Source organism: Cyclobacteriaceae bacterium, assembly GCA_013141055.1.
GTDB lineage: Bacteria > Bacteroidota > Bacteroidia > Cytophagales > Cyclobacteriaceae > ELB16-189.
This window is the reverse complement of the sequence record JABFRS010000002.1, coordinates 862,676-887,755: the sequence shown is the minus strand read 5'-3', so window position 1 is coordinate 887,755 and position 25,080 is coordinate 862,676. Positions and strand designations below refer to the sequence as shown.

General features: G+C 40.8%; 23 protein-coding genes and 1 pseudogene. 16 read left to right on the top strand and 8 right to left on the bottom strand.

Annotation, left to right across the window (positions count from 1 at the left end; translation table 11 throughout):
- Positions 1-86: 86 nt before the first annotated feature.
- Positions 87-962, top strand: a pseudogene (fabD, locus tag HOP08_18475) (ACP S-malonyltransferase).
- Between the two features lie 2 nt (positions 963-964).
- On the opposite strand, the gene folK reads toward fabD, so the two are convergent.
- Positions 965-1,444 (bottom strand): 2-amino-4-hydroxy-6-hydroxymethyldihydropteridine diphosphokinase, encoded by a 480-nt coding sequence (gene folK / locus HOP08_18470; protein NOT76913.1) that lies wholly within the window; start codon positions 1,442-1,444, stop codon positions 965-967.
- 38 nt (positions 1,445-1,482) lie between these two features.
- Here folK and sppA point away from each other — a divergent pair, with 38 nt between their 5' ends.
- The gene (gene sppA, locus HOP08_18465) at positions 1,483-3,228 is read left to right on the top strand and encodes a signal peptide peptidase SppA (GenBank protein NOT76912.1); all 1,746 of its coding nucleotides are present in this window, start codon (positions 1,483-1,485) and stop codon (positions 3,226-3,228) included.
- Between the two features lie 66 nt (positions 3,229-3,294).
- Here sppA and HOP08_18460 read toward each other — a convergent pair whose 3' ends face one another.
- The 3 genes from HOP08_18460 to HOP08_18450 form a co-directional block, all read right to left on the bottom strand.
- A complete protein-coding gene (locus HOP08_18460) occupies positions 3,295-5,466 on the bottom strand; it encodes a peptidase domain-containing ABC transporter (GenBank protein NOT76911.1) in 2,172 nt (723 codons plus the stop codon).
- A gap of 8 nt (positions 5,467-5,474) precedes the next feature.
- Complete coding sequence (locus HOP08_18455) at positions 5,475-6,620, bottom strand: HlyD family efflux transporter periplasmic adaptor subunit (protein NOT76910.1); 1,146 nt, start codon at positions 6,618-6,620, stop codon at positions 5,475-5,477.
- A gap of 300 nt (positions 6,621-6,920) precedes the next feature.
- Complete coding sequence (locus tag HOP08_18450) at positions 6,921-7,124, bottom strand: hypothetical protein (GenBank protein ID NOT76909.1); 204 nt, start codon at positions 7,122-7,124, stop codon at positions 6,921-6,923.
- 243 nt (positions 7,125-7,367) lie between these two features.
- Here HOP08_18450 and HOP08_18445 point away from each other — a divergent pair, with 243 nt between their 5' ends.
- Positions 7,368-8,000, top strand: coding sequence for a response regulator transcription factor (locus HOP08_18445; GenBank protein NOT76908.1), 633 nt, complete (start codon positions 7,368-7,370; stop codon positions 7,998-8,000).
- A 24-nt stretch (positions 8,001-8,024) separates the two neighbouring features.
- Here HOP08_18445 and HOP08_18440 read toward each other — a convergent pair whose 3' ends face one another.
- Complete coding sequence (locus tag HOP08_18440; GenBank protein ID NOT76907.1) at positions 8,025-8,696, bottom strand: hypothetical protein; 672 nt, start codon at positions 8,694-8,696, stop codon at positions 8,025-8,027.
- Between the two features lie 59 nt (positions 8,697-8,755).
- On the opposite strand from HOP08_18440, the gene HOP08_18435 reads away from it, so the two are divergent.
- Positions 8,756-10,312 (top strand): tetratricopeptide repeat protein, encoded by a 1,557-nt coding sequence (locus HOP08_18435; GenBank protein NOT76906.1) that lies wholly within the window; start codon positions 8,756-8,758, stop codon positions 10,310-10,312.
- Between the two features lie 37 nt (positions 10,313-10,349).
- Here HOP08_18435 and HOP08_18430 read toward each other — a convergent pair whose 3' ends face one another.
- Positions 10,350-10,508 (bottom strand): hypothetical protein, encoded by a 159-nt coding sequence (locus HOP08_18430; GenBank protein NOT76905.1) that lies wholly within the window; start codon positions 10,506-10,508, stop codon positions 10,350-10,352.
- A gap of 255 nt (positions 10,509-10,763) precedes the next feature.
- Between HOP08_18430 and HOP08_18425 the strand changes: the two genes are divergently transcribed.
- From HOP08_18425 to HOP08_18375, 11 genes are all read left to right on the top strand, one after another.
- A complete protein-coding gene (locus tag HOP08_18425; GenBank protein ID NOT76904.1) occupies positions 10,764-12,914 on the top strand; it encodes a tetratricopeptide repeat-containing sensor histidine kinase in 2,151 nt (716 codons plus the stop codon).
- 838 nt (positions 12,915-13,752) lie between these two features.
- Positions 13,753-14,118 carry a hypothetical protein gene (locus tag HOP08_18420; protein NOT76903.1) on the top strand — a complete coding sequence of 122 codons (366 nt, stop codon included), beginning with the start codon at positions 13,753-13,755 and terminating at the stop codon, positions 14,116-14,118.
- A 634-nt stretch (positions 14,119-14,752) separates the two neighbouring features.
- Entirely contained in the window at positions 14,753-15,202 is a 450-nt protein-coding gene (locus tag HOP08_18415; GenBank protein NOT76902.1) for a hypothetical protein, read from the top strand.
- 134 nt (positions 15,203-15,336) lie between these two features.
- Positions 15,337-15,855 carry a hypothetical protein gene (locus HOP08_18410; GenBank protein NOT76901.1) on the top strand — a complete coding sequence of 173 codons (519 nt, stop codon included), beginning with the start codon at positions 15,337-15,339 and terminating at the stop codon, positions 15,853-15,855.
- Positions 15,856-16,657: 802 nt separating this feature from the next.
- The gene (locus HOP08_18405) at positions 16,658-17,284 is read left to right on the top strand and encodes a hypothetical protein (protein ID NOT76900.1); all 627 of its coding nucleotides are present in this window, start codon (positions 16,658-16,660) and stop codon (positions 17,282-17,284) included.
- A 677-nt stretch (positions 17,285-17,961) separates the two neighbouring features.
- Entirely contained in the window at positions 17,962-18,327 is a 366-nt protein-coding gene (locus HOP08_18400; protein ID NOT76899.1) for a hypothetical protein, read from the top strand.
- Positions 18,328-18,638: 311 nt separating this feature from the next.
- The gene (locus HOP08_18395; GenBank protein ID NOT76898.1) at positions 18,639-18,881 is read left to right on the top strand and encodes a hypothetical protein; all 243 of its coding nucleotides are present in this window, start codon (positions 18,639-18,641) and stop codon (positions 18,879-18,881) included.
- Positions 18,875-19,183: a type II toxin-antitoxin system RelE/ParE family toxin gene (locus tag HOP08_18390; GenBank protein ID NOT76897.1), complete on the top strand. Its 309-nt coding sequence runs from the start codon at positions 18,875-18,877 to the stop codon at positions 19,181-19,183. Before HOP08_18395 ends, HOP08_18390 begins: the two co-directional genes overlap by 7 nt.
- A 195-nt stretch (positions 19,184-19,378) precedes the next feature.
- A complete protein-coding gene (locus HOP08_18385; GenBank protein ID NOT76896.1) occupies positions 19,379-19,822 on the top strand; it encodes a hypothetical protein in 444 nt (147 codons plus the stop codon).
- Positions 19,819-20,472 carry a toxin-antitoxin system YwqK family antitoxin gene (locus HOP08_18380; protein NOT76895.1) on the top strand — a complete coding sequence of 218 codons (654 nt, stop codon included), beginning with the start codon at positions 19,819-19,821 and terminating at the stop codon, positions 20,470-20,472. The genes HOP08_18385 and HOP08_18380 overlap by 4 nt, the downstream gene beginning before the upstream one ends.
- Positions 20,473-21,277: 805 nt before the next feature.
- Positions 21,278-21,835 (top strand): DUF922 domain-containing protein, encoded by a 558-nt coding sequence (locus HOP08_18375; protein ID NOT76894.1) that lies wholly within the window; start codon positions 21,278-21,280, stop codon positions 21,833-21,835.
- 444 nt (positions 21,836-22,279) lie between these two features.
- On the opposite strand, the gene HOP08_18370 is transcribed toward HOP08_18375, so the two are convergent.
- On the bottom strand, positions 22,280-22,447 hold the full coding sequence (locus tag HOP08_18370; GenBank protein NOT76893.1) for a hypothetical protein: 168 nt from the start codon (positions 22,445-22,447) through the stop codon (positions 22,280-22,282).
- Positions 22,448-22,480: 33 nt separating this feature from the next.
- Positions 22,481-22,630 (bottom strand): hypothetical protein, encoded by a 150-nt coding sequence (locus HOP08_18365; GenBank protein NOT76892.1) that lies wholly within the window; start codon positions 22,628-22,630, stop codon positions 22,481-22,483.
- Positions 22,631-22,795: 165 nt separating this feature from the next.
- Between HOP08_18365 and HOP08_18360 the strand changes: the two genes are divergently transcribed.
- Positions 22,796-25,000: a tetratricopeptide repeat-containing sensor histidine kinase gene (locus HOP08_18360; GenBank protein ID NOT76891.1), complete on the top strand. Its 2,205-nt coding sequence runs from the start codon at positions 22,796-22,798 to the stop codon at positions 24,998-25,000.
- Positions 25,001-25,080 lie beyond the last annotated feature (80 nt).

Below are 25,080 nucleotides of genomic sequence, written 5' to 3'. Positions count from 1 at the left end.
TTGGATTCACACCCTTCGTTGGGAACAGACCGCCATGCGAAGTTCGTTACGGAGACTTTTTTATCTTCGCATAAAATTTCGATTTCATGAAGGCATATATTTTTCCGGGTCAGGGTGCCCAGTTCACAGGAATGGGCAAGGACATTTATGATTCCAATCCCCAGGCAAAAGCATTGTTTGATGAGGCTAACAAGATCCTGGGCTTCAACATCACCGATACGATGTTTGCCGGAACGGCGGATGAGCTAAAGCAAACCAACGTTACCCAGCCGGCGGTTTTTATTCATTCTGTTGCGGTAGCACTCTCGAGCGCATCCTTTGCCCCGTAGATGGTAGCGGGTCATTCACTGGGCGAATTTTCTTCTCTTGTTGCCAACAAGGCGTTGTCATTTGAAGATGCGCTGAAGCTTGTTGCCAAACGTGCTCATGCCATGCAGCGTGCCTGTGAAATAAACCCTTCTACCATGGCGGCAGTTCTCGGTCTTGATGACAGCAAGGTAGAGGAGATATGTGCATCTATAAAAGAAGAGATCGTTGTTGCTGCAAATTATAATTGCCCGGGACAGCTGGTGATCTCCGGATCCATGAAGGGAATTGAGATTGCCATTGAAAAACTTAAAGCTGCCGGAGCAAAACGCGCACTGCCATTACAGGTAGGAGGAGCATTCCACTCACCGTTGATGGAGCCCGCTAAGGAAGAGCTTGCAAAAGCTATTGAATCAACACACTTCAGCACTCCCATCTGTCCTGTATATCAGAATGTGAATGCACAGCCATCCAAAGATGTTGCTGTTATTAAGAAGAATCTTATTGACCAACTGACCTCACCGGTGCGATGGACGCAATGTGTGCAAAGCATGGTGAACGATGGTGCCACCCTTTTTGTAGAATGCGGTCCCGGAAAAGTTCTCCAGGGATTGGTGAAGAAGATCGCCCCGCAGGCGGAAGCTCAAAGCGCGTAAAGCTAATTTATTTTAATAGCAGGAAGCGTATCCGTGCATTCATCCAGTAATTGCCGCATACTTTTTTTAAGTACAGGATGGATCATTTCCGGAACAAGTTCTGCCATGGGCTCCAGTGTAAATCTTCGTTGAGCAATGGCGGGATGAGGAACGACCAGATCAGGTTGGGATATGATCTCCTCACCATAGAAAAGAATGTCGATATCGATGGTGCGGCTTCCCCATTTTTCCATCCGTATCCTTCCGAGGCCGGACTCAATTGAAAGAATTGCTCTTAACAGATCCTCCGGAGATAAACCGGTAGTGAGCACAACCACCTGGTTGAGAAAAGGTGACTGGTCTTCCTTTCCCCAGGCAGCAGTTTCATACATTGAAGAGTGATAAGCATCACTGCCAAGCGAATGAATTTCAAGGAAAGCTGCATCTATATATTGCCGCCGATCACCCTGATTTGAACCTAAAAGAAGGAATGCCCGTACCATACTGTAAAATTGATATTTTTGCGGTCTAAATCAGTGTTATGAATTTTTTTAAGTTGTTTTTCGCTTCCTGCCTGGGCACCGTTGTCGCTTTTGTGGTCATCATATTTTTATCCATTGCGATGCTGGCAGGGCTTTCAACTGATAGCCAGGTTTCCATAGGCGAAAAATCCGTGCTTCATCTCAACCTGGAAGCGCCGATCACTGAACTTGAAATGGAGGATGCTCTTGCCGAGATCATTCCGGGAACGGGAAACCAGAGCTATGGCCTTTTGCAATTGAAAGAAGCTATTCAACATGCTGAAACGGATCCTAACATTGAGGGGATCTATCTCAATACATCCTACCTGATGACCGGAACGGCGTCGATCCAGGAGCTTAGAAATTCGCTGATCGATTTCAAAAAATCCGGCAAGTGGGTTATTTCCTATTCTGATTTCTATACCGAAGGAGCCTACTACCTGGCAACAGCCGCCGATAAGGTGTATATGTATAATGAAGGCGAAGTTGAGTTCAATGGACTGACATCGGAAGTATTATTCTTCAAGAAGATGTTTGACAAGCTGGACATCAAGCCAGAGATCTTCCGTGTCGGAGATTTTAAAAGTGCCGTAGAGCCATTGATCCGCGAAGATCTCAGTGAAGAGAATAAACTGCAGCTCAACTCCATGCTGAATTCAATCTATGGAGATATGCTCAGCGGAATTTCAGACGCCCGCAACATCCCGGTAGAAAAATTAAGAGAGATCTCTGACAAGATGCTGGTGCGCAGTGCACCGGATGCCGTTACCTATGGCCTTGTTGATTCATTGTATTATGATGATGAGATCAAAGACATTATCCGCGGCAAGCTGGGACTGGAGAAAAAGGCGACGATTCCTTTTGTGACCTATCGCAAGTATAAAAAATCATATACCTCTTCAGGCTCTTCGGCGAATGAGATCGCTGTGATCGTTGCTGATGGAAATATTGTATTGGGCAAAGCAGACCAGGGCAACGTGGGTGCGGAGACGATTGTACAGCAGGTAAGAAAAGCCCGGAACAGCGACCGCGTGAAAGCCATTGTGCTGAGAGTAAATTCTCCGGGTGGAGTTTTCCAGGCAGGAGACATGATGTGGAGAGAGCTGATGCTGGCGACAAAACAGAAACCGGTGATCGCATCGATGGGAGACTATGCTGCATCGGGAGGTTATTACATTGCCATGGTATGTGATACGATCGTGGCACAGCCGACTACCATTACCGGTTCAATCGGAGTATTCGGTATCACGTTTGATCTTAGCAAATTCCTTGACAACAAGATTGGCATTACATCAGAGGAGGTAAAGACCGGTGAGATCGGGGAGATGCTGAGTGTTGCTCATACGATGACGGATGTTGAGAAGAGCATTATGCAGAAATCCGTGGATGAGATCTATGAGACGTTTACAAGCAAGGCTGCGGCAGGAAGAGGCATGACGCAGGACAACATCAAGAAGATCGCATCTGGACGAGTGTGGACGGGGACGCAGGCGAAGGGCAACGGCCTGGCCGATGTCATTGGTGGCTTTGATGATGCGGTGAAGATCGCGGCAAGCAAGGCGGGAGTTGAAGATTACAAGCTTCGCTATTATCCGCAGCCACGACCTTTCATTGAACGACTGATGAACAACTGGGAAGAGGACAACACCAGGAGCGCGATACGTTCCGAGCTGGGAGTGTACTATCCGATGTATGAAGAGTGGCAGAAGGTGAAGACCCTACAGGGAGTTCAGGCGAGAATGGGAGTGGAGTTTAAGGTGAAGTAGAAGTTAATGCATCGATTGTTTTTTGATTGGATCTGACGATTCAAGTGAGAGGAATTCATAAGACCCTCACAATTCCGCAGGCACCTCAACCGGATATTGATTCCTACACCACTCATAGTAGTGGCTCTTCTTGTTGAAGAGGGAGGAGTGGCTGCCTTCTTCCAGGACTTTACCGTTTTCAATCAGCACGATCTTGTCGGCGAGGGCGATGGTGCTGAGGCGGTGGGCAATGATGATGACGGTCTTTCCCTGGCTTCTGAGGATTTGGATCATCTTCTGTACATATTGTTCTGATGCTGCATCGAGGGAGGAGGTAGCTTCATCGAGGATCAGGATCTCGGGATCGCGGTAGAGTGCACGTGCGATGGCAATTCTTTGCTTCTGACCCCCGGAGAGTGTGGCGCCATTTTCACCGAGGTAGGTATTGAATCCATTGGGTAATCTTTCGATAAAATCAAGAATGCCCAGGGAGGTGCTGATGGAGATGATCTTTTTCATGTCCGGTGTAGGGTCTCCTGCAGCGATGTTATCAATGACATTGCCTGCAAACAGATCGATCTTCTGCGGAACAATGGCGATCAGTTTTCTTAAGGAATGATGATCCAGGTATTTCAGATCGTATTCACCGATGTGAACATTTCCTGAAAGGATCGGATAGAGTTTTTGGATGATGTGGATGATGGTGGACTTGCCAGAGCCGCTTTCCCCGACCAGTGCCACGACGCTACTTTTGGGGATGAGGAGGTTTAATCCCTCAAATACCGTGGTTCGGGTTCCGTAGCGGAAGAAGACATCTTTAAACCGGATATCTCCGATCATGGAGGGAGTGAGTTCAATTTTGTTCTCTTCATCCTCATGTTGGAGATCAATGATTTCAAATAACCGATCGGCGGCGATGTATGCATTTTGGAAGATCTTGTTCAAGCCGATGGTGTTGCTGACGGGGGAGGTGAAGTAACCAATCAGAGCATAGAAGGAGAGAAGTTCTCCGGGTGTTATTTGCTGATCGAGGACAAACCCCGCGCCGATCCAGAGCAGTAAGATGGTAAAGGAGCGCGAGACAAACTCCGTTGAAAAGCCGGATGAAAGGGCGTTGAGTCCTGATTGGTAGACTGTGTTGAGGAGTGTGTAGAACCTATCCTCAGTTTTATATTGAGCCTGTTCCTCCAGTCCCAGGCTCTTGATGGTGCTCATGGCGTGAATGGACTCTACGAGCTGGGCTTCCAGTTCTGCTGAGTTTTCCATCAATCTTCGCTCGACTTTTTTATTTAGCCTGTTTGTAATCAGATAAATAATGGAATAAAAAGGAATGACCAGTAGCATGATGATTGCTAGCTTCCAGTAGTAGGTGAACATCAGGCAAAAAGAAAGTACAATGATGAAGAAATTGACTGCGAGATTGATAAATACGTCATTGATAAATGCCCTGATCTTGACGGCATCATTAATCCTCGATAGTACTTCTCCCACGCGCATCGTGTCGAAGAATTGCTGTGGCAACTTAAGCAGGTGCTTATAGTACCCCAGAATCAATCTAGTATCAATTATCTGACCGGTTTGGAGGGTGAACAAGCTCTTCATGTAGCCGATGAAAATGGCAGTCAGCATAAGAGCAAACATGACAACACTCATGAGATTGAGAAGATTACGATTTCCATCAATCAGTACGTAGTCGACTATTTTTTGAACGTAGATAGAAGTGCTAAGTCCAATGAAAGTGTAGACCAATGCTCCGAATAATGCCTGGATCAGAACTGATTTATGAGGCTTTACTAATGTCCATAGTCGATTGAAAACAGATTCTTTTAGATTTCCTTTTTGAAAGCTTTCTTCGGGGAGCATAAGTATTAAAACCCCTGTCCATGTCTTCTTGAATTCTTCATTTCCCAACTGATGCATTTGACCATCTGCAGGATCCATTATTTCGATGTAATGCGTCTTTACTTTATAGATGACTATGAAATGATGGAGCACTTCTTTGACGGTCACGTGCGCAACAGCTGGCAACGGAATTGTGGAGAGACTTTCAAAAGTTCCCCTTACGCCTTTAGAGTCGATCCCAAGTTGCTTTGCTGCTTCGATCATTCCAAGTACGTTAGTGCCTTTTTTATCTGTTGAAGCTAATTGACGAATGCGGGCAACTGGGTATCGAAGTTTGTAATGAGCAGCGATAGACGCAAGACATGCGGCACCGCAATCCGTGATGTCTCTTTGTTTTACCTTAGTACCCTTATTCATCACCTGTTTTAAAGATTTGGATTAATCCAATCATCAACCTTATCAAATAATAATTGCCACAAAGTTCTTTCAGTAACTATAAAATGAGATCTGAGTGTCATTCCCTTCCTTAGCAGAACTTTCTGACCGTTTTTTAATTGAAGAAAGTCCTTATCCAAAGAGCAACGAACTTCAAATACAGGTTTGTTCTCGATGATCTTTATGTCACGGGAAATCAGTAGTACTTTTCCTGCCGCAAAGCCCCAGTAATTGTAATTATATGCATCTATTTGAAAGCGGACTGGCATATCGATATGAATAAATCCTATGTCATTAGAAGGGATCATTGCTTCTATTATAAGACTCGTGTCAGGTGATATTTGCCCCAACTCCTGATTAGAGAGCACAATACTTCCTTTAGACAGTCCTTGCATATTCTGAAGTGTTCCAGTAACAGGAGCAACAATTTGAAGATAGTGCTTCTCCTTTAGCAGTAGTCCGACTTGAGATTTATTTTCTTGAATTTCTTTTTCGATATTTCTTTTTTCAGACTGCCATTGATTTAATTGAGTTTGTTTCAGGGTCTTGAGATCATCGTTGGCTTTCTCAAGTTCAAATTGAAAATTCTCCAGATCAACATCTGTGATTACTTTTTGATTGTGAAGTTTTTTGTTTCTTTCGAAATCGTTCTTCGCCTTCTGATAGTGCGTAAGTCCCCAATGCAGTTTTTGCTGGTACTGTAGAAATGATTGTTTGTATAATGCTGTATAAAATTTATAAGATAAGATTTCATCACTCACCAATAGTGTAAGATCTCTAAGATAATCTTGAAGTTCATCTATTTTTATCTGAAGATTTTTTTCTTTTTCGGAGTTTAATTCGTTTTCTAAAGTGTATAAAGTTTGACCCTTTTCAACATTGGAGTTTTCTAAAAAAAATGACTCTTTGATTTGTCCGTTGACCATTGATCTAATGGAGTGGATTTTACTTGCAGGGCGTATCAGACCAAGTGATTTTATGCTAATAGAAATTTTTATAAATGAAAGACCGCAAAAAACTGCAATAAAGGCTAATATGGAGAAAATGTAAATTACTCCAGATCTTGAGGCATTTTGTGGTATTGTGATTTTGGGTAAAGCCCGATTGAGGTTTGGTATATTGGATTTCTCAGACATAAATACCTGTTTATTATGTTTTTTTGTTTGAATTCTCTATCAAGTAAAGGGGGGCAAGGCATAGAAGCGAACAGCAGATAATAATTCCGCTTTGCATGAAGACTTCCAATTCTTCATATTGATAGTAGATAACTGAAGATGCTATCACTATTCCAAGATTTACCATGATCATAATATGAATGTAAATCGATCGTATTTGCTTTAGTTTCATGACTTAGTATATTGAAAAAAGTGTGCTTTGATGAGCAAAGCACACTGAATTTAAGAATGAAATTCTTAAGAGATTATGCTAACTGTTTATTAACAGCAAACTTCTTCAACAGGTGCAACCTCCTCAGGACATTGTTGTTGTTGGTGTTGTTGCCGCAATCTTGGTAGGACTCTTTGTTCGAAGTATGCTAAAGCCACTCCTACGAAAAAGAATACAATCACATCGCCTCCAGATGTTTCTTTGCTTTCATTGTAGGTAAGCTCAGTTAGTGCGGCATTTTGAAAATTTTTCATTTGATTGAGGATTTTTAATAACCGGATTGCCTCCGGAAAGGGCTGTCAAAAATCTGTTTGACTCAGTTGGTGGCCGACCATAATTCGAATATGCTACCCTTGTTGTCAGGAGGCAACTCCCTATGACTAATAGTCAGGAAAACCATACACATCTCGCGTTAGAAATCCATTGGCGGATGTGAGTGATGTATTATCTTCGTTATGGCTGTTTTATTTTTAGATAATAGCACTTAACGTTATATTATGAAAAAAATCAGTATGTTGTTGGTAGAAGATGAAGCTCTTATCCGCCAAGGGATGCGTTCATTACTGGAGAGAGAGGAATTTGTTAAAGATATTCATGAGGCGTGTGACTCAGTTTCATTTTGGGAGCAGCTTCATAGTCATCCTATTGATATTATACTTCTTGATATTAAACTTCCTGGTGCTAAGGGTCAGGAGATTATTGCTGAACTTTCCTTAAAGGAAAGGCGACCGAAAGTGATTGTTGTTACCGGACTGGAGGGGGTGGAACTCATCATAAATCTTCTGAAGGTAGGTGTGAATGGTATTGTGTTTAAACTTGATGGATACACAGAAATTGTAAGAACCATTAAAGAGGTAATGACTTCCGATCATTTCTTTCAGGAAAAAATTTCGGGGATCATTCAGAATAATGCGCATCGCTGGGATCATATCCCTCCAGTTTTGCTCAGCTTTCAAGAAAATGAATTGTTGAGGATCATCGCTAGTGGACTAACCACGAAAGAAATGGCGGTTAAGCTCAAGATGACAGAGGCTACCACGGAAACATATCGAACTCGACTCATAAAGAAATTAGGTGTCCCTAACTCAGCAGCTTTACTGGCTTATGCTTACCGAAATGGGATTTTATGAAGCATTAAAGATGCTTCTATCTTTTTAATCAATTCGGTAAAATACCTTTGCCAATAGTCCTTTGATGCCCTTGTGATAGCTTAGTTTGGCTCCGATTACATTTGATCTCATTCTTAGTGTATTATGCTTTTTCTGAAGTATCTCAATGAATTCTGGAACCTTGGAGAACCCTGTCCCATCATCCTCAACTTCAATTATGACTTTATTTTCAAGCCATTGCAGTCGAATCCAGACATGCCATGCAGAAGAGTGCTTAAGTGCGTTATGTATCAGTTCCTGTATAATCCTGAAAAGATAAATCTCTGCGAGTTCAGGTATTTTTTGTTCTTGACCAACATTCTCAAAGTGAATAGTTCCTCCGCCAGGACGTTCAAGATTCTGGCAGAGCATAATGATCCCTTTTTGAAAGGAATCATCTTCCATTTTAGCAGGCAGCAATCTTCGAGAGATGCGACGAATAGATTGAACTATTTCCTCAAAGTCAGCATTCATTCCAACAATAAGAGAATCCACTTCTCTTTTATTTTCCTTAGAGCGATCAAGCCGGTCGAGGTAAAGCCTAAACACGGAGATTTTTTGAATGAGATCATCATGTATTTCAGCCCCCATTTCGTTAATAGCCTGTTCACAAATTTCCATGGCTTGTCGAGATACTTCAGCCTCAAAAGATGTTTTGGACTTAAATAAGTAAAACATTTTTATTAACTTTTAATTATAATTACAATGTCACCCTTTCATTTCGAACAGTAATTTAAATGAAAAAAACGCAACTATTTTGCGGTTTCATTTTTTTTAACCTGATGATTCAATTCTTGCAGGCTCAGAATCCGCGTATTGATTCATTAAAAAATGAACTGACGAATAATAAAGAGGCAAATCGCTTTGATATCCTTTGGGGTCTTGCGTACGAGCTTTTTGACGTGGACAATTTTCAAGCTTTAGACTACGCGTCACAGGCTCATGAATTTGCTTTAATTCATCGCGACACATTGAGTATAGTTAAATCAGGCAGAATCTATGGCCAGCTGCTAAGGAGGGTTGATAGAGTAGAAGATGCTATTGATGTTCTCAATTCAGTGTTGTTCATGGCAAAACGTCATAAATTGAAAAAGGAACTGAAGATTATTCTAAATGCTTTAGCTACTGCGCATGTGGAACGATCTGAGTACACCAAGGCTCTAGATTATAATTTTCAATCTTTGGTGATGAGGGAATTTGAGGGAGACAAAAGGGAAATTAGTGTCTCTCTAAACAACATTGGAATAGTTTATTTTAGAATAGAGAATTATAGTCTAGCGCTAGAGTATTTTTTAAAATCGGTCAAATTAAAGGAAGAAATTAGTGATTCGACAAGCTTAGATTTAATATTTATTAACATTGGTCTTTGTTACGGTGAACTTAAAGAGTATAACGAATCAAAAAAATACTTTGATCAAGCAAATATTATTTGCTATCCTAACTGCAGTTATAACGTAGTTATGGCAAGGGAATTTGGTCTTGGATATTTTTGGCTTGCGAAAAAATCTTATCATGAATCTCAGATGCATTTTGAAAAATCTCTAGAAATATCAATAAGAGAAGGCTCGAGAAGACATCAATTGGAAAATTTGATAGGTTTAATAACTCTTTTCTTAGAGACTAACAATTTTGCTAAATCAAAGATTTATTTGGACTCGATTGATCAAATATCGCAAAAAGATCAATATCCAGAATTATTGGCTAGTATCTATCGATCGAATGCTGTATACTATGACAAAGTTAAAAATTCGACAGTTTCAAACTTGTACTTTATTAAGTACTCGGAGTTAAGAGATAAAAGGTTAAGTGAAGAGATAAATAGAGATTTATTTAAAGTTCAGGCTAAAATGAGTGAACGAGAAAATCTTGGACAAATTGAATCACAAGGTCGTATATTAAAACTGCAAGAAGAATCATTATCTCAACAAAAAATTTTAATTGTAATGATCTCTGTTATTGGATTGCTTGTAACAGGCCTGTTGATAATATTATTTCGAAGAAATAGAATCAAACAAAGGATAAATATTTTACTTGATCAAAAAGTTAAAGAAAGAACTATTGAACTGGAAAAGAATAGGAATGATCTTAAGCACGCTCATGACGAGCAAGCCCATATATTAAGTCTTGTTTCGAATGACCTAAACTCTTCCTTGGCGACAATCAAAGGTTTATCAGAAGCCGCAAAAATGGATTTGCCAGAAGAAAAGATAATTTACTTTAAAGAAGCGGAATCAATGACGCAGAGGTTAATTGGATATGTTAATCGATATCACTTTAACAATAAAATCAAGTAAGCCATCCGATTATAGTGAATGGCTTACTTGATTTTGTTTAATGATCTTCAGAAACAATACCCCCTAAAGTCCCGGCTTGATAGTTTAGTGTCGTTGCAGAATCCCTGTTCTTAGCCGTCTGAGGAGTCTTCCCCACTTTGGTTGCCCCCAGGAAGATAATCAGGGCAAGTATGAGAAGTAGAATTTTCGTTCTCATAAAATTATTTGGGATCTGAACCAATACCTCCATTACCTCCTGCTTTAGGTTTTATTTCTTGTTCCGTGCAGGACGTTATTGCAAAAGAACTAATAACAAGAAGAACGATAATGAATAATAGTTTTTTCATAGAGTTGAGATTAGGTTTTGTTAATTTGAGGTTTCATGTTGGTTTGGTCAAATTTGTAAAACCAACTAAATATGTCCTATGTAATATTTTGTAAAAAATTACCTGTGTACCAAAAAAGTCATTTTTTGTTTATCGTTTTATCCTGTCTCATCCTTCCGCATGTGGCTGCTTTTGGGCAAGAGGCTAAGATTGATTCCCTAAAAAAAGAGTTAGCAAATGTCCACGATACTAGTAGATTCAATGTATTATGGGGTCTAGCGTATGAACTTTTTGATGTTGATAATCTGAAGGCGTTAGACTACGCAAGATCGTCTAACGCTTATGCTAAAAAAGAAGGTGATAGTTTGCGAATTGTGAAATCTGGAAGAATAGCAGGTCAGCTTTATAGACGTGTTGATCAGCTTGATAAATCGATTGAAATTCTAACAGAAACTTTGCCAATATCAAAAAGAAATTTTTTTGATAAAGAAACAAAACTGATCCTAAACTCCCTTGCTTTAGGCTATACCTTTAAAGCTGAGTATGACAAAGCATTGGAGTATCATTTTCAGTCTTTAATAATGAGAGAGGCTGATGGAGATAAAAAACAGATCAGCATCTCATTGAATAATATTGGGTTGGTTTATTATAAACTGGGAAACTTCGAATTGGCTCTGGATTATTACCTCCAATCTCTTAAGTTAAAGGAGGAGACCAAAGATACATTCGATATTATTGAATTATATCTGAATATTGGATTATGCTACAATTGGTTGGTAGATTATAAGCTTGCACAAGAGTATTTTCATAAGGCTTTTAAAATGTGTTCCACAGATTGCGATACTAAGATCGTTATTATTGGAAAATTTGGTCTTGGAACCTCTTTTTTAGGATTGAAGAATTTTGAGGAAGCGAAAAAATATTTTGAAGAATCTCTTCATCTTTCAACAAAGGAGGGCAATCAGAGATTTCAGGTTGAAAGCCTAGTGGAACTTACTCGTGTTCATCTTGCAATTGATGAATTGGCAATAGCCTTTGTATACTTGAATCAATTAGATGCTCTTGATGAGGTTACGCCTTACAAGGAAAGTCTTCTCAGTGTTTATGAATTGAGTGCTGATTATTATACGAGAGCTGGCAACTTCGAAAAGGCCAACTTCTTCCAGCGGAAGTACTCTGGATTAAAAGACAGCATCTATGCCGTCAGCGTGATCAAGAACCTCAACAAGGTGCAGACGCAGTTTGCCCAGCGGGAGAACCTGGCCATCATCGCCGCCAAAGATCAGAACCTTGCACTCAATGAAGAGGTGATCTTGCAGCAACGCCTGCTCAACTGGCTGCTTGCGGCCGTCATCCTCCTCACCGCCGTACTCGGGGTGGTCATCTACCTCAACTTCCGGAAGATACAATCTGTCAACCACGCACTCGCCTCCGCCAAAACCGTCATCGAAGATCAGAACCACCTGCTCGATCACCAGGTGCAGACGAAAACCAAAGAGCTCGTCCACACCAACGAAGCTCTTGTGAAAGTCAACGACGAGCTCGACAACTTTATCTATAAGACATCCCATGATATCCGCGGACCGCTGGCAAGTCTCAAGGGCATGGTCAACCTCGCCATCATGGATGTGAAAGATGAAAAGGCGCTGGCCTACCTCGGCAAGCTGGACCTCACCGCCGAGAAGCTGAACACGGTGTTAACGCGTCTGCTGATCGTCAACCGTATCAACCATGCGGAGCTGAAGCCGGAGGAGATCCACTTTGAACCCATCATCCAGGATATCCTCACGTTGCAGATGAAGAAGGGCGTTGCTCCCAAGATCAATATTGAATATGAGGTGGCATCGGATGTCAGGCTGGTGTCGGATGCGGAGATGGTGCGTCTTATTCTTGAGAACCTGATCGACAATGCCGTTAAGTTTTATAATGAGTCGGATCATGTGAAGTCGTTCGTGAAGATCTACGTGCGTGAGGAAGGCGGGAAGGTGGTGGCGCATGTGATGGACAATGGTACGGGCATTGTGCAGACCAGCAGGGAGAATATCTTTCACATGTTTGTGCGGATATCGGAGCGGTCGGAGACAGGGGGCATAGGTTTATACCTGGCGAAGCTGGCGACGGAGAAGCTGGGGGGAGACATTACGTTGAATGAGAGTCATGAGCATCATACGGATTTTGTGGTGATCTTCCCGCACGACCTGGAGAAGATCATAGAGCAGCGCAAGGAAGAGCAGCGACAGCTGGAGAAGGAGAAGATGTGGATGGAGGGAAAGGGTGGGGCAGTGCAGTCGGCGTGAGGTGAATGTTTGGGCGAGTGTGGGAATGTTGGGCGAGGTCTATGACATCGTCCGATTCGAAGGATAGTTTTCAGAGCGAAGAGGGATTTGTAACCTGCGATAGTCTAAATTGATTTTATGTCAATGGATGTTGACGTTGATAAGTTGCTGATAGGATTATTCTTCATTCTATGTGCATTGATTTTTCTGAGGCTTAATTTAAAATTTAAATCTCGGAAGGATTATGGTTACGGTGATACTTTGATTTGGACAGGTATAATTGGTTCTTTCGTTGGAGGAATATGGATGATTATTCTTGCATTCCAGTAGCGAATACTGGATATTCCCGCTCGTCTGGATATACTTTATCATATGGGAATGTTGGGCGAGGTCTGTGACCTCGTCCGATTCGAAGGATAGTTTTCAGAGCGAAGAGGGATTTGTAATCCTTTCTTAAATTCACTTTAACATCATTCTATCATGGTAAGATCTTCCAACGCACCCTGCATCGTTTGACTGACTGAAACATAATCTATAACATGAACCGTGAATGTTCCCCGACAGCCGTGGCGGGTGGGCGTCCACGAATGGCGCGGCGTAAGGCGATGCACCAAATGATCAGATTAAGAGCAAAACTATCAGAGACGCGCAGCATTCGTGGGGCCTTTTCTTTTGCCTTACTTTTCTTTGGGCAAGCAAAGAAAAGTAAGAAGAGTTAATGGAGGGTACCCTCAAATCTGAAAACGGTTAATGACGATTGGTTGAAGCGAAAAACTCAAATGCTGAAAAATTCTAAACTCCGCCTAATTTTAATAAAGAGAAGGAGAAAATCAGTACTTAAAAAAAACAAATTAATTATATGAAATACTTTAGTAAAACACTTATTATTATTCCTTCAATTCTGATAGGGGTTTTGATTGGATGGTTCGTGTTTGATAGTAGAGAATGTGCTGAGATAGATAAGGAAGCTATAAGAGGGATACTTGAACGACATGAACGGATTAACACAACATTAAAGCAAGTTGATGGTATAACAGAAAGACTTCATGTGAAGATAAATGAAAAACTTGCAAATTATCCTATAACAAGTCGCCCTGATACAGTCAAGGACATACTACAGCATTCTTTAGCTGTGATAAGTCAATATTCAAGTTTAAGTTCATTTCTTAGTAAGGTCCATAAATCGGATTCTATTGTGCTTGAACGAGCTCTTGTAGGGCATTGAAATTGAGTTGTGATATTGTTGTAATATACTTTATCGGGTGGGGTCGTTGGTGGAGTCTGCTCCCGCTCGTCTGGATATACTTTATCATATGGAATCGTTGGGCGAGGTCTGTGACCTCGTCCGATTCGAAGGATAGTTTTCAAAGCGAAGAGGGATTTGTAACCTGCGATAGTCTAAATTGATTTTATGTCAATGGATGTTGACGTTGATAAGTTGCTGATAGGATTATTCTTCATTCTATGTGCATTGATTTTTCTGAGGCTTAATTCAAAATTTAAATCTCGGAAGGATTATGGTTACAGTGATACTTTGATTTGGACAGGTATAATTGGTTCTTTCGTTGGAGGAATATGGATGATTATTCTTGCATTCCAGTAGCGAATACTGGATATTCCCGCTCGTCTGGATATACTTTATCATATGGGAATGTTGGGCGAGGTCTGTGACCGCGTCCGATTCGAGGGATGGTTTTCAGAGCGAAGAGGGATTTGTAATCCTTTCTTAATAGTCAATTCGGCATTGGTCAGATGGATAGATGATGAAGCTTACAAGTTCAGAGCGCAGTTAACGTTAAGATAGGTATGGATTAAAAATCCTCCTTCGTTGGGAGATGGTGTTTCAGGCGAGGCCCGGATTGCAAATCCGGCCCAGCGGTGAATCTGATCCTGTTGCAAAAGGCACTGGGCGGGGCGTTGAACGGATTGCTCAAAATCTGCCAAAAGTTGGCGATATAGGTGATATGAGTAAAGTTGTTGTAGGTACTGTCGTGGCATTAAATAATACTGGTAAGGGGGAACTTAAGCCAGAGTATGACTTTAGACATACGGGAATTATCTCTGAGGTTATCAGGGGTGATGATGGTCGCATAATCTCAATGAAAATGATTGATTCGGGTGGAACTGCTGGAAGCGGAGCTTCTGGCCCAAGAGTCTCTGAATTAATCACTAATGGCGAATCTCAATATTGGGGGAATAGAATAAATGGATTTTATAAATGGGATACTAAACCAGATACCGGAGCTCAGTCTACAAATACTGCTAATGCCGTTACGACGAAGGCGAATTTCACATGTGAACCGAAATAAGGTAACTTATGATAAGAAATAAAATATTATATCTATTAGTCTTGTTTATTGCTTCCTGTTGTACGAATACCTCGTCAAGACAGAACATTGTAATAAAAGATGACTATCCAGATAGCTTGTTCAAATACGCTGACATGAGAATAATTTCAAATGATAGTTTGGGAAAGGATTACAATCGTCAGGCAATTCAATTTAAATTAAGGCGGCTGAGTCCAAGTGACAAAATTGAATTGACTGATTCTTTTTTTGGAAAATCCCTTCCTTATGATGCGTACTTTTACTCAAAACAGAGTGCGGTTAATCAGTCGACGCCAATTTTGGTACTTGCAAATGCTGATGATTACCAATCTGTAATTATGTTCGTTATGTCAAGCAAGCAAGTGCTGGACAGACTCGAATTGACACTTCATTCCTGTGATGCTGTTTCCCAAGGCAACGGGAAGGAAGTTGTGAATTGTCATGATCGGTACTCAAAGTTTTTAAATGATTCCACGATTCAACTTACGGACTTAAAAATATCTATTAATGACTATGAAAAAATCGATGAGATCACGACCATGGATTCGTTGAGTATAGATTACAGGATAACTTCAGAAGGTAAGATTGTACAGGTTAAAAAGGATAGCATCAGGAGTGTCAAGAAGAAGACCTGAAAGTCCATGGTGATAGAGATATGAATCTAGTAGAAGTTTACTTTGATGATTTTAAGGTGGAGCATGTGAAATCGCCTGTAGTGCAGACAGAACGATTATTATTCGTTTGGGTTGGCCTTCAACCCCTGCTAGTCCGGATATACTTTATCGCGGGGGATCGTTGGGCGAGGTCTGTGACCCCGTCCGATTCGAAGGAGTTTTCAGAGCGAAGAGAGATTTGTAATCCTTTCTTAATATTTCACTTTAGCATCATTCTATCATGGTAAGATCTTCCGACGCGCTCTGCATCGTTTGACTGACTGAAACATAATCTATAACATGAACCGTGAATGTTCCCCGACAGCCGTGGCGGGTGGGCGTCCACGAATGGCGCGGCGTAAGGCGATGCACCAAATGATCAGAATAAGAGCAAAACTATCAGAGACGCGCAGCATTCGTGGGGCCTTTTCTTTTGCCTTACTTTTCTTTGGGCAAGCAAAGAAAAGTAAGAAGAGTTAATGGAGGGTACTCTCAAATCTGAAAACGGTTAATGACGATTTGCTATATTGAATAGTGAAGCTTTCGGGTGCAGAGCGCAGTTAACGTTAAGATATGGTATGGATTAAGAATCCTCCTTCGTTGGGAGATGGTGTTTCAAGGGAGGCCCGGATTGCAAATTCGGCCCAGCGGTTTGGGTAACCAATGAGGCGGCAAAAGTAGTAAACGATAGAGTGGTTGATGGTCATACTTTTGGCTATAACACATTTCTCAATTGGGCTGCAGATAAATATTTAATAGCTCTAAGGATGATAAAAAATAGAATATGAGTTATAGTGGTTTCTTACGATTTATAGGTGTGCTAATAACGGTAGTATTTGTTGTGGGTTTTTTCCTACTGTTCATTAACTCGCCAGGATCTTTCGAAAAAAGTGATAGATTAAGTATTGCGTCTTATTATTTAATGGGTATTGATCGAGGTAACTTGGCGATTTATCTATGCTATCATATCCTTGGTGGATTGCTTGTTATTTTTTGTATGGGATTTTTATCTATTCGGGCTAAACAGATTCAAGTTTTTATTGCGAAAGTTCTTCTGCTTTTCTCGGGAATTCAATGGCTAAGTTTTGGAATATTTCCTGATAAGGAAGTTGGGGAAGACTTATTTCTTCTTCGGGTTATTGTCTTTAATTTGACTTGTTTTCTCAGTTTCCTGATACTTGGCGTTGATTTTCATTCAATAAGTAGAAATAAGATCGCAACATATTATACAATTATAACGGCTGCAGGTATGTTAATCATATTTCTTAATGGAGTATTTACTCTCGAAAATCGATCATTTCTATTCACTAATATTCACATTAGCATGTATTTTGCATGGTTTGGTTTTTTTGGGGTATTGAATTTTTTGAGATCGGATAATTTAAATTTATCTTATGTCAATAGATGTTGATAAGTTGCTAATAGGATTGTTCTTCATTCTATGTGCAGTGATTTTTTTAGGTCTTAATTCCAAATATAAATCTCGGAAAGATTATGGATATAGTGACACCTTGGTTTGGACAGGCATAATTGGTTCTTTCACCGGAGGAATATGGATGATTATTCTTGCGTTTCAATAGAGTAGTTATATACTTTATCTTATGGGATCGTTGGACAGGTCTGTGACACCGTTCGATTCGAAGGATAGTTTTCAGAGCGAAGAGGGATTTGTAATCCTTTCTTAAATTCACTTTAACATCATTCTATCATGGTAAGATTTTCCGACGCGCTCTGCATCGTTTGACTGACTGAAACATAATCTATAACATGAGCCGTGAATGTTCTCCGACAGCCGTGGCGGGCGGGCGTCCACGAATGGAGCGGCGTAAGGCGATGCACCAAATGATCAGAATAAGAGCAAAACTATCAGAGACGCGCAGCATTCGTGGGGCCTTTTCTTTTGCCTTACTTTTCTTTGGGCAAGCAAAGAAAAGTAAGAAGAGTTAATGGAGGGTACTCTCAAATCTGAAAACGATTAATGGCGATTGGTTGAAGCGAAAAACTCAAATGCTGAAAAATTCCAAACTCCGCCTAATTTTAATAAAGAGAAGGAGAAAATCAGTACTTATAAAAAAACAAATTAATTATATGAAATACTTTAGTAAAACACTTATTATTATTCCTTCAATTCTGATAGGGGTTTTGATTGGATGGTTCGTGTTTGATAGTAGAGAATGTGCTGAGATAGATAAGGAAGCTATAAGAGGGATACTTGAACGACATGAACGGATTAACACAACATTAAAGCAAGTTGATGGTATAACAGAAAGACTTCATGTGAAGATAAATGAAAAACTTGCAAATTATCCTATAACAAGTCGCCCTGATACAGTCAAGGACATACTACAGCATTCTTTAGCTGTGATAAGTCAATATTCAAGTTTGAGTTCATTTCTTAGTAAGGTCCATAAATCGGATTCTATTGTGCTTGAACGAGCTCTTGTAGGGCATTGAAATTGAGTTGTGATATTGTTGTAATATACTTTATCGGGTGGGGTCTGCTCCCGATGGTCCGGATACTTTATCGTGTGGGAATGTTGGGCGAGGTCTGTGACCTCGTCCGATTCGAAGGAGAGTTTTAAGAACGAAGAGGGATTTGTAATCCTTTCTTAATATTCAATTCTGCATCGGTCTGTCACAGACAGATCATCATGAAAACCGGATTTTCTTGTTTCCGGGGTTGTTGTAATCTTGTTGAAGGAAAACAACGTTTATTGAGGGACTAAAAACAGATTTAAAACGAGGCGAAAATGTTAACTTTGAAAATGCAAACCAGGAAAGTTAAGGACATCGATACCGAGCGATCTTTACTGATTAAAGAACTTCAGCAAGTAGATGATATATCTCTGCTGAAGATGTTAAAGACCGTGCTGCACTATGGACTGAAGAATGAAGGACGTATCAGCGTTGAGCAATATAACCGTGAATTGGATGAAGCCGAGGCAAGGGTGGATGGGGGAGAATTTTTTACTCATGAAGAAGTAAAAAAGATGTCTAAGGAATGGTGAAGAAATGTAAGCTTGTCATAGTATGGGATAAGCAAGCCTACTACTCACTACAACAAGTCTATGATTACATCAAAGAAGATTCTCCGGTCAATGCTGAGAAAGTCCGGAAAGGCATTTTGAGGATCACTGATAGTTTAGCAACTCATCCGGAAAAATATCCGCCAGACAAATACAGGACAAAGAATATGGGAAGCTACCGGGCTTTTGAGAAATATTCCTATAGGGTTACTTATAGAATCACCCATAAAGAAATTATTATTCTTCGCGTTCGTCATGTGAAGCAGGAACCGAAAGAGTACTAACTCCCGTTGGGTGGGGTCTGCGACCTCGTCCGATTCGAAGGATAGTTTTCAGAACGAAGAGGGATTTGTAATCCTTTCTTAATTTTCACTTTAACATCATTCTATCATGGTAATATCTTCATGAAAACGGCTCATGAAGATTTGCTATATTGAATAGGTAAGCTTTTGAATTCAGAGCGCAGTTAACGTTAAGATATGGTATGGATTAAAAATCCTCCTTCGTTGGGAGATGGAGTTTCAGGTGAGCCCGGATTGCAAATCCGGCCCAGCGGTCCCACGCGGCACGAGCAACTGCTTTGGGGGAAGAGGCGGGCTAACGGGGGAGGCGAATCAATGTCCGCTAATGGGAACAATATTTTTACAGGAACCCCAAAAGTTAATGTGGGAGGCAATATAGAAGGGTTCGGAGTTGAGGCAGAGATAAATATTGATAGCAAGGATGTAACAACAAATGCAGAAGCGCCTATTGCGCCAGGTGTAGCTGCGGTAACAAGTATAACAAAGATCAATGATCGCACTACAGTTACTCGGACAGAACTTCAAGTTGGTTTTAGTGGAGGATTAGATCTTATGGGTGATTTGAAAGGTTATACTGTTCTTGGTCAAGATACCTCTGTGCAATCCAAAAAGAAAAAATGAAAAAGTTTATTTTTTTCCTGACATGTTTTTTAGTGGTATCAATTTCATATGTTACCTATTACTATTTACCTCATACTAAAGAGGAGTACTATGAAAATGGTCATATAAAAATCAAATATTCGATAAAAAAAAATGCGCCAGATGGTTCATATACTGAGTATTATGATAATGGCAATGTTAAACTAGTGACTCAATTTGTTAAAGGAAATCAGAATGGTAAAACAATTACTTATTATGAAAATGCTCACGTTGAAAGGGAGGTTAGTTTTGTGAATGGGGTACAAAATGACAGCATGAAACTTTATTTTCCTGATGGCAAAATATCAGAGATAGGATTTTTTGCTATGGGCAAACAGGAAGGTTTGTTTAAGTCATTTTATAAGGATGGCTCAGAAAAACTCCGAGGAAAATTCATATCTGGTAAAAAAAACGATACTTGGATTGAATATGATGAGAAGGGTAATTTAGAATTGATATTTTATAAGAAAGGCGCAATTGAGTCCCGTTTTTTTCTGAATTCATATCAGAATTATAAATTTAATTATGAATTAAAACTTCCTGCTGGATGGAACATAACAACAGAGGGGGGAACTTTGCGGCGTTCGCAGGGAAGACGAAAAAACTATCTCCAACAAGTCTTGCAATTGTAATTAGAGAAGTTCAAAACAATGCATCACTATCTCAGGAAATTGAGTCAGAGTTAGAGGCTAATCGAAAAATGGTTGAAGACTTTTTCTTGATTAAAAAGAAAATCTCAGTTACTCTGAATACTTCTTTTGTATATTTTAAGGGTAATTACAATGGATTAAAATATTATTTTCTTGTTTTTCAGTATAAATCATCCGATGAGTTAGTAACTGTTACATTAGGGTACAGTTCCGCTGGCGTAGATACCGAGATGGAAAATTCATTATTATCAATTATAAGATCTTTGGAATACAAAGGTCGTCGCATTTTTTTGTGAATCAACTAAGTAGTTGAGTTGTGATATACTTTATCGGTTTTCTTCATTTCCCCGCTCGTCCGGATATACTTTATCGTGTGGGATCGTTGGGCGAGGTCTGTGACCCCGTCCGATTCGAAGGAGAGTTTTCAGTGAGAAGGGGGATTTGTAATCCTTTCTTAAATTCACTTTAACATCATTCTGTCATGGTAAGATCTTCATGAAAACGGTTAATGAAGATTTGCTATATTGAAAGTCTGAATAAAAGCTCACGACTGTCAATTACCATTCAGATTTTGACCAATCTAACTCCGGACCAACTTTCTGAAAATCTCACAAGTGTTAATCCTGGATTATCGGGAAGTCAGCTTATGAAGAATAGGGGACAAGCCATTCAACAGGCATTAATAAATATGGGAGTTGATCCTAGACAGATTGTTTATATGTATAAGACTGATGTCCCTAAGGGCCAGGCAGGTTCCATTAATATCATTTTTAGATAGAAAGTTCTGATGAGACTTTTACTTTTGTTATTAATTTTCTACTGCCTTTGGGCGTCAGATAATAATTCAGTCAATAGTATTTGTTGGTCTGAGAATTATAAATTGACTTGGAGAGATTTTAAAGGCGTTCCAGATACAACAACTTCTTTTGTTAATATGAAAGCAGCGACAGCCTATCAACTTAAAAGGGATTATTTAATTGAATCGGGATTTCCGTCTTATCGTATAAAAGCGGTTTTTCAAAGACAAAAGTCATGGACTCGTGATACTTTAAGCATTGATCTTTTGAGTCATGAACAAAGACATTTTGATATTGTGGAGTTGTATGCAAGAAAAATGAGAGAAGGAGTCAGTAGGCTAAGATTAAATAAAATAAGAGAAGAGCAACGATATGCTGAATTGATAGCTACTAGCCTTAAAGAGTTAAAAGCCTATCAACGTGAATATGATAAGGAAACGCAAAATGGTGTTATTGATTTCATTCAGACAGAATGGGATTCAAAAATAACTAAACAATTACGGGCTCTGGAGAAGTATAAAAGTATTAGTGAGGATTGTGAGAAGTAGTCCGCTGGAAGTTTGTCCACGAATGGCGCGGCGTTAGAGTGGCGAGCAAAAGAAAAGTAAGAAGAGTTAATGGAGGGTACTCTCAAATCTGAAAACGGTTAATGACGATTTGCTATATTGAATAGTGAAGCTTTCGGGTGCAGAGCGCAGTTAACGTTAAGATATGGTATGGATTTAAAAATCCTCCTTCGTTGGGAGATGGTGTTTCAAGGGAGGGCCCGGATTGCAAATCCGGCCCAGCGATCCCAGGGTGTTCAAGCGGGTGTTTTGGGGAAGAGCTTGCTATAGAAATAAATAAGACTTCAAATAAGGATAATGGTATTGTGATCCTTGTTTAAAGTCTAAGCGACACGCGGCAGAGCTGTCGCGCCAGGGACAAAAATAAATAGTATTGCACAGACCCGGTTCCCCCGGACTGTGCAATACTATTATCTTAATGAAAAATCAGTTGAACTGATTCTTGTCTTCCATTGCCAGGCCCTTGTTGACACGTGGTTCAACAGTTACAGCCTTCTTCACCGCAGCTTTTGGAAGCTTCGCAGTCTGTGTGCTGGCAACCGTTAATGTTACCAGGGAAATGACAGTTGAAAGAATGATGATTTTTGCTTTCATAAGATTTTTAAAGTTAAGCTTATGCTATATAAATTAGTTTCCTTTTGGAGGGCAGCCAGGACCACCGAATTGACATCTGTCAGTACCGCCGTCATCCTTAGGTTTGATGTTTTCTTCAGTGCATGATGAAACTGATACCATTGTAATAAGAGCGAATGCGATTGTGTAGAGAAGTTTTTTCATTTGGTTTTAAGTTTGATTGGTTTGGTTTGGTTTTTTTTAATTAGGTTATTAATATTAAGTTGATTAAATTTTAAATTGTGTTCGTCTGTACATGTCGTTTTGACGAGTGCAAAAGTCACATTTCGTTTGAATTCTTACATTGTAATATTTTTTTAAAAAGTACAGGTGTACCAAATTTTTTTAGGAATTATCAAAAGCGTAAGGGTCTGCCTCATTTTTATCTGTGGGTTTCTCACCATAGGCGCGCATGCTCAGAGTTATGAAAGGATCGATTCATTAAAGCAGATCCTCCGCACCGCCGAACGCGATCAAAGATTTGAAATTCAATACGCACTCTTCCGTGAATACCTTCCCATCGACCGCGATCAGTCGCTCCACTACATCAGCGATGCACTGGAACATGCACTCGCACTCGGCGACAGTCTCGGAATCGTAAAAGCATCCAACGGCAAGGGATATATTTTTGAATATGACGGCAATCTCAAGGGCGCCATCGTCACCTTTGAATATGCACTGGAGATCGCCCGCCGCAATCACTACGCCAACCAGATCAAATACATCTTAAACAACCTCGCCAACACCCACATCTCCGCGGCATCATACGACAAAGCCCTTAACTATAACTTTGAATCCCTCAAGATCCGCGAAATAGAAGGGAACCCGGATGAGATCGCCACCTCCCTCAATAATATAGGCCTCGTTTACTTCGGTCTGAAAGATTATGAAAGCGCCCTGATCTATTTCGATAAGAGTTATCAGGTGAAGGTCAAGAACAAGATCACCTATGAGTTTGAACAGAGTCTTGTCAACCTCGGTCTCGTTCACAATGAGCTGGGCAATTACGACAAGGCAGAGGAGAGGCTGAAAGAGGCCGTGGCTATCTGTAAGACAAGAGAGTGCAAGCCGGCCGTTCAGCTTGAAGTGAACCAGGCATTGGGGGTGTCGTACCTCAATCAGAAGAATTACACTCAGTCGGAATTCTATTTTAACCTGGCCATGGAGTTTGCTCAGAAGTCCGAAATTCCCGAATACACCGCCTCCAATTTCTACTGGCTTGCGAAACTGAAATACAGTCAGCAGCAGATGGAACAGGCGGTAAGTTTTCTTGAGAAGAGCCAGGAGATCTGTGTGAAGATGGGTTACAGAAACCTGACGCTATTGAACTACTTATTGTATTCCAAGATCTATGCGGATCAGAATGATTTCAAGATGGCTTCCAGCTACCAGGACCGTTACATCCGTCTGAACGAAGAGATCTTTAATGGTGACCTGATCAAGAATGTGTCGAGGATCCAGAGCGACTACGAAGAGCGGAAGAACATCAAGACGATTGCAGAGAAAGATGAAATCCTTGAACTGAATCAGGAAGTGATCGGGCAGCAGCGCACATTGAACTGGCTGTTGATCACGGTCATCGTTCTTACCAGCACCCTGGGGTTTGTTATTTACCGCAATTATCGGGGAATCAAGGCTGTAAATGAGGCTTTGGCCTCCGCCAAGCGCATCATTGAAGTTCAGAACCAGCTGCTGGATCAGCAGGTTCAGGATAAAACAAAAGAGCTTATCGACACCAACGAGTCGCTGGTAAAGGTGAATGATGAGCTGGATAATTTTATTTATAAGACGTCTCATGACATCCGCGGTCCGCTGGCGAGTCTGAAGGGTATTGTCAACCTGGCGATGATGGATGTGAAAGATGACAAGGCGCTGGGCTATCTCAGCAAGCTTGATCTTACTGCCGAAAAACTGAACATGGTATTGACGCGTCTGCTGATCGTGAACCGGATCAACCATGCAGAGCTGAAGCCGGAGACCATACACTTCGAGTCGATCATTCAGGAGATTCTCACGCTTGAAATGAAGAAGGGTGTTCCTTCCAAGATCAGGATCGAGTATGATGTGGAGCCTGAGATCGAGCTTACTTCCGATCGTGAAATGGTGAGACTTATATTGGAGAATCTTATCGACAATGCGCTGAAGTTTTATAATGAGTCGTTGCGGATCGAGTCGTTTGTGAAGATCGCCGTACGTAGCGTAGACGGAAATGTAAAGGCGCATGTGATGGATAATGGTGTGGGGATATCACAGATGAACCGCGAGAAGATATTCCAGATGTTTGTCAGGGCATCAGAGCGTTCAGAGACCGGCGGCATTGGATTGTACCTGGCGAAGCTGGCGACAGAGAAGTTAGGCGGAGACATCAATCTGATCTCCACTGATGAAAAGTACACTGAGTTTATTGTGGAATTCCCGAAGAATCTTTTCAGCATCATTGAGAAGAGAAAAGAAGAGCGGAATCGCCAGGAGCAGGAGCGAATGCAGGTGGGCAGATTAAGTGCCCAGCGGCCTCCCGACTTTGAGATGATCTGAGTTGTACTTCAGAATCACAAAAATAGTTCCATCCGTATTTTTAGTATTGCATGCATCATCGCGGGGATGAACCGGTTAAT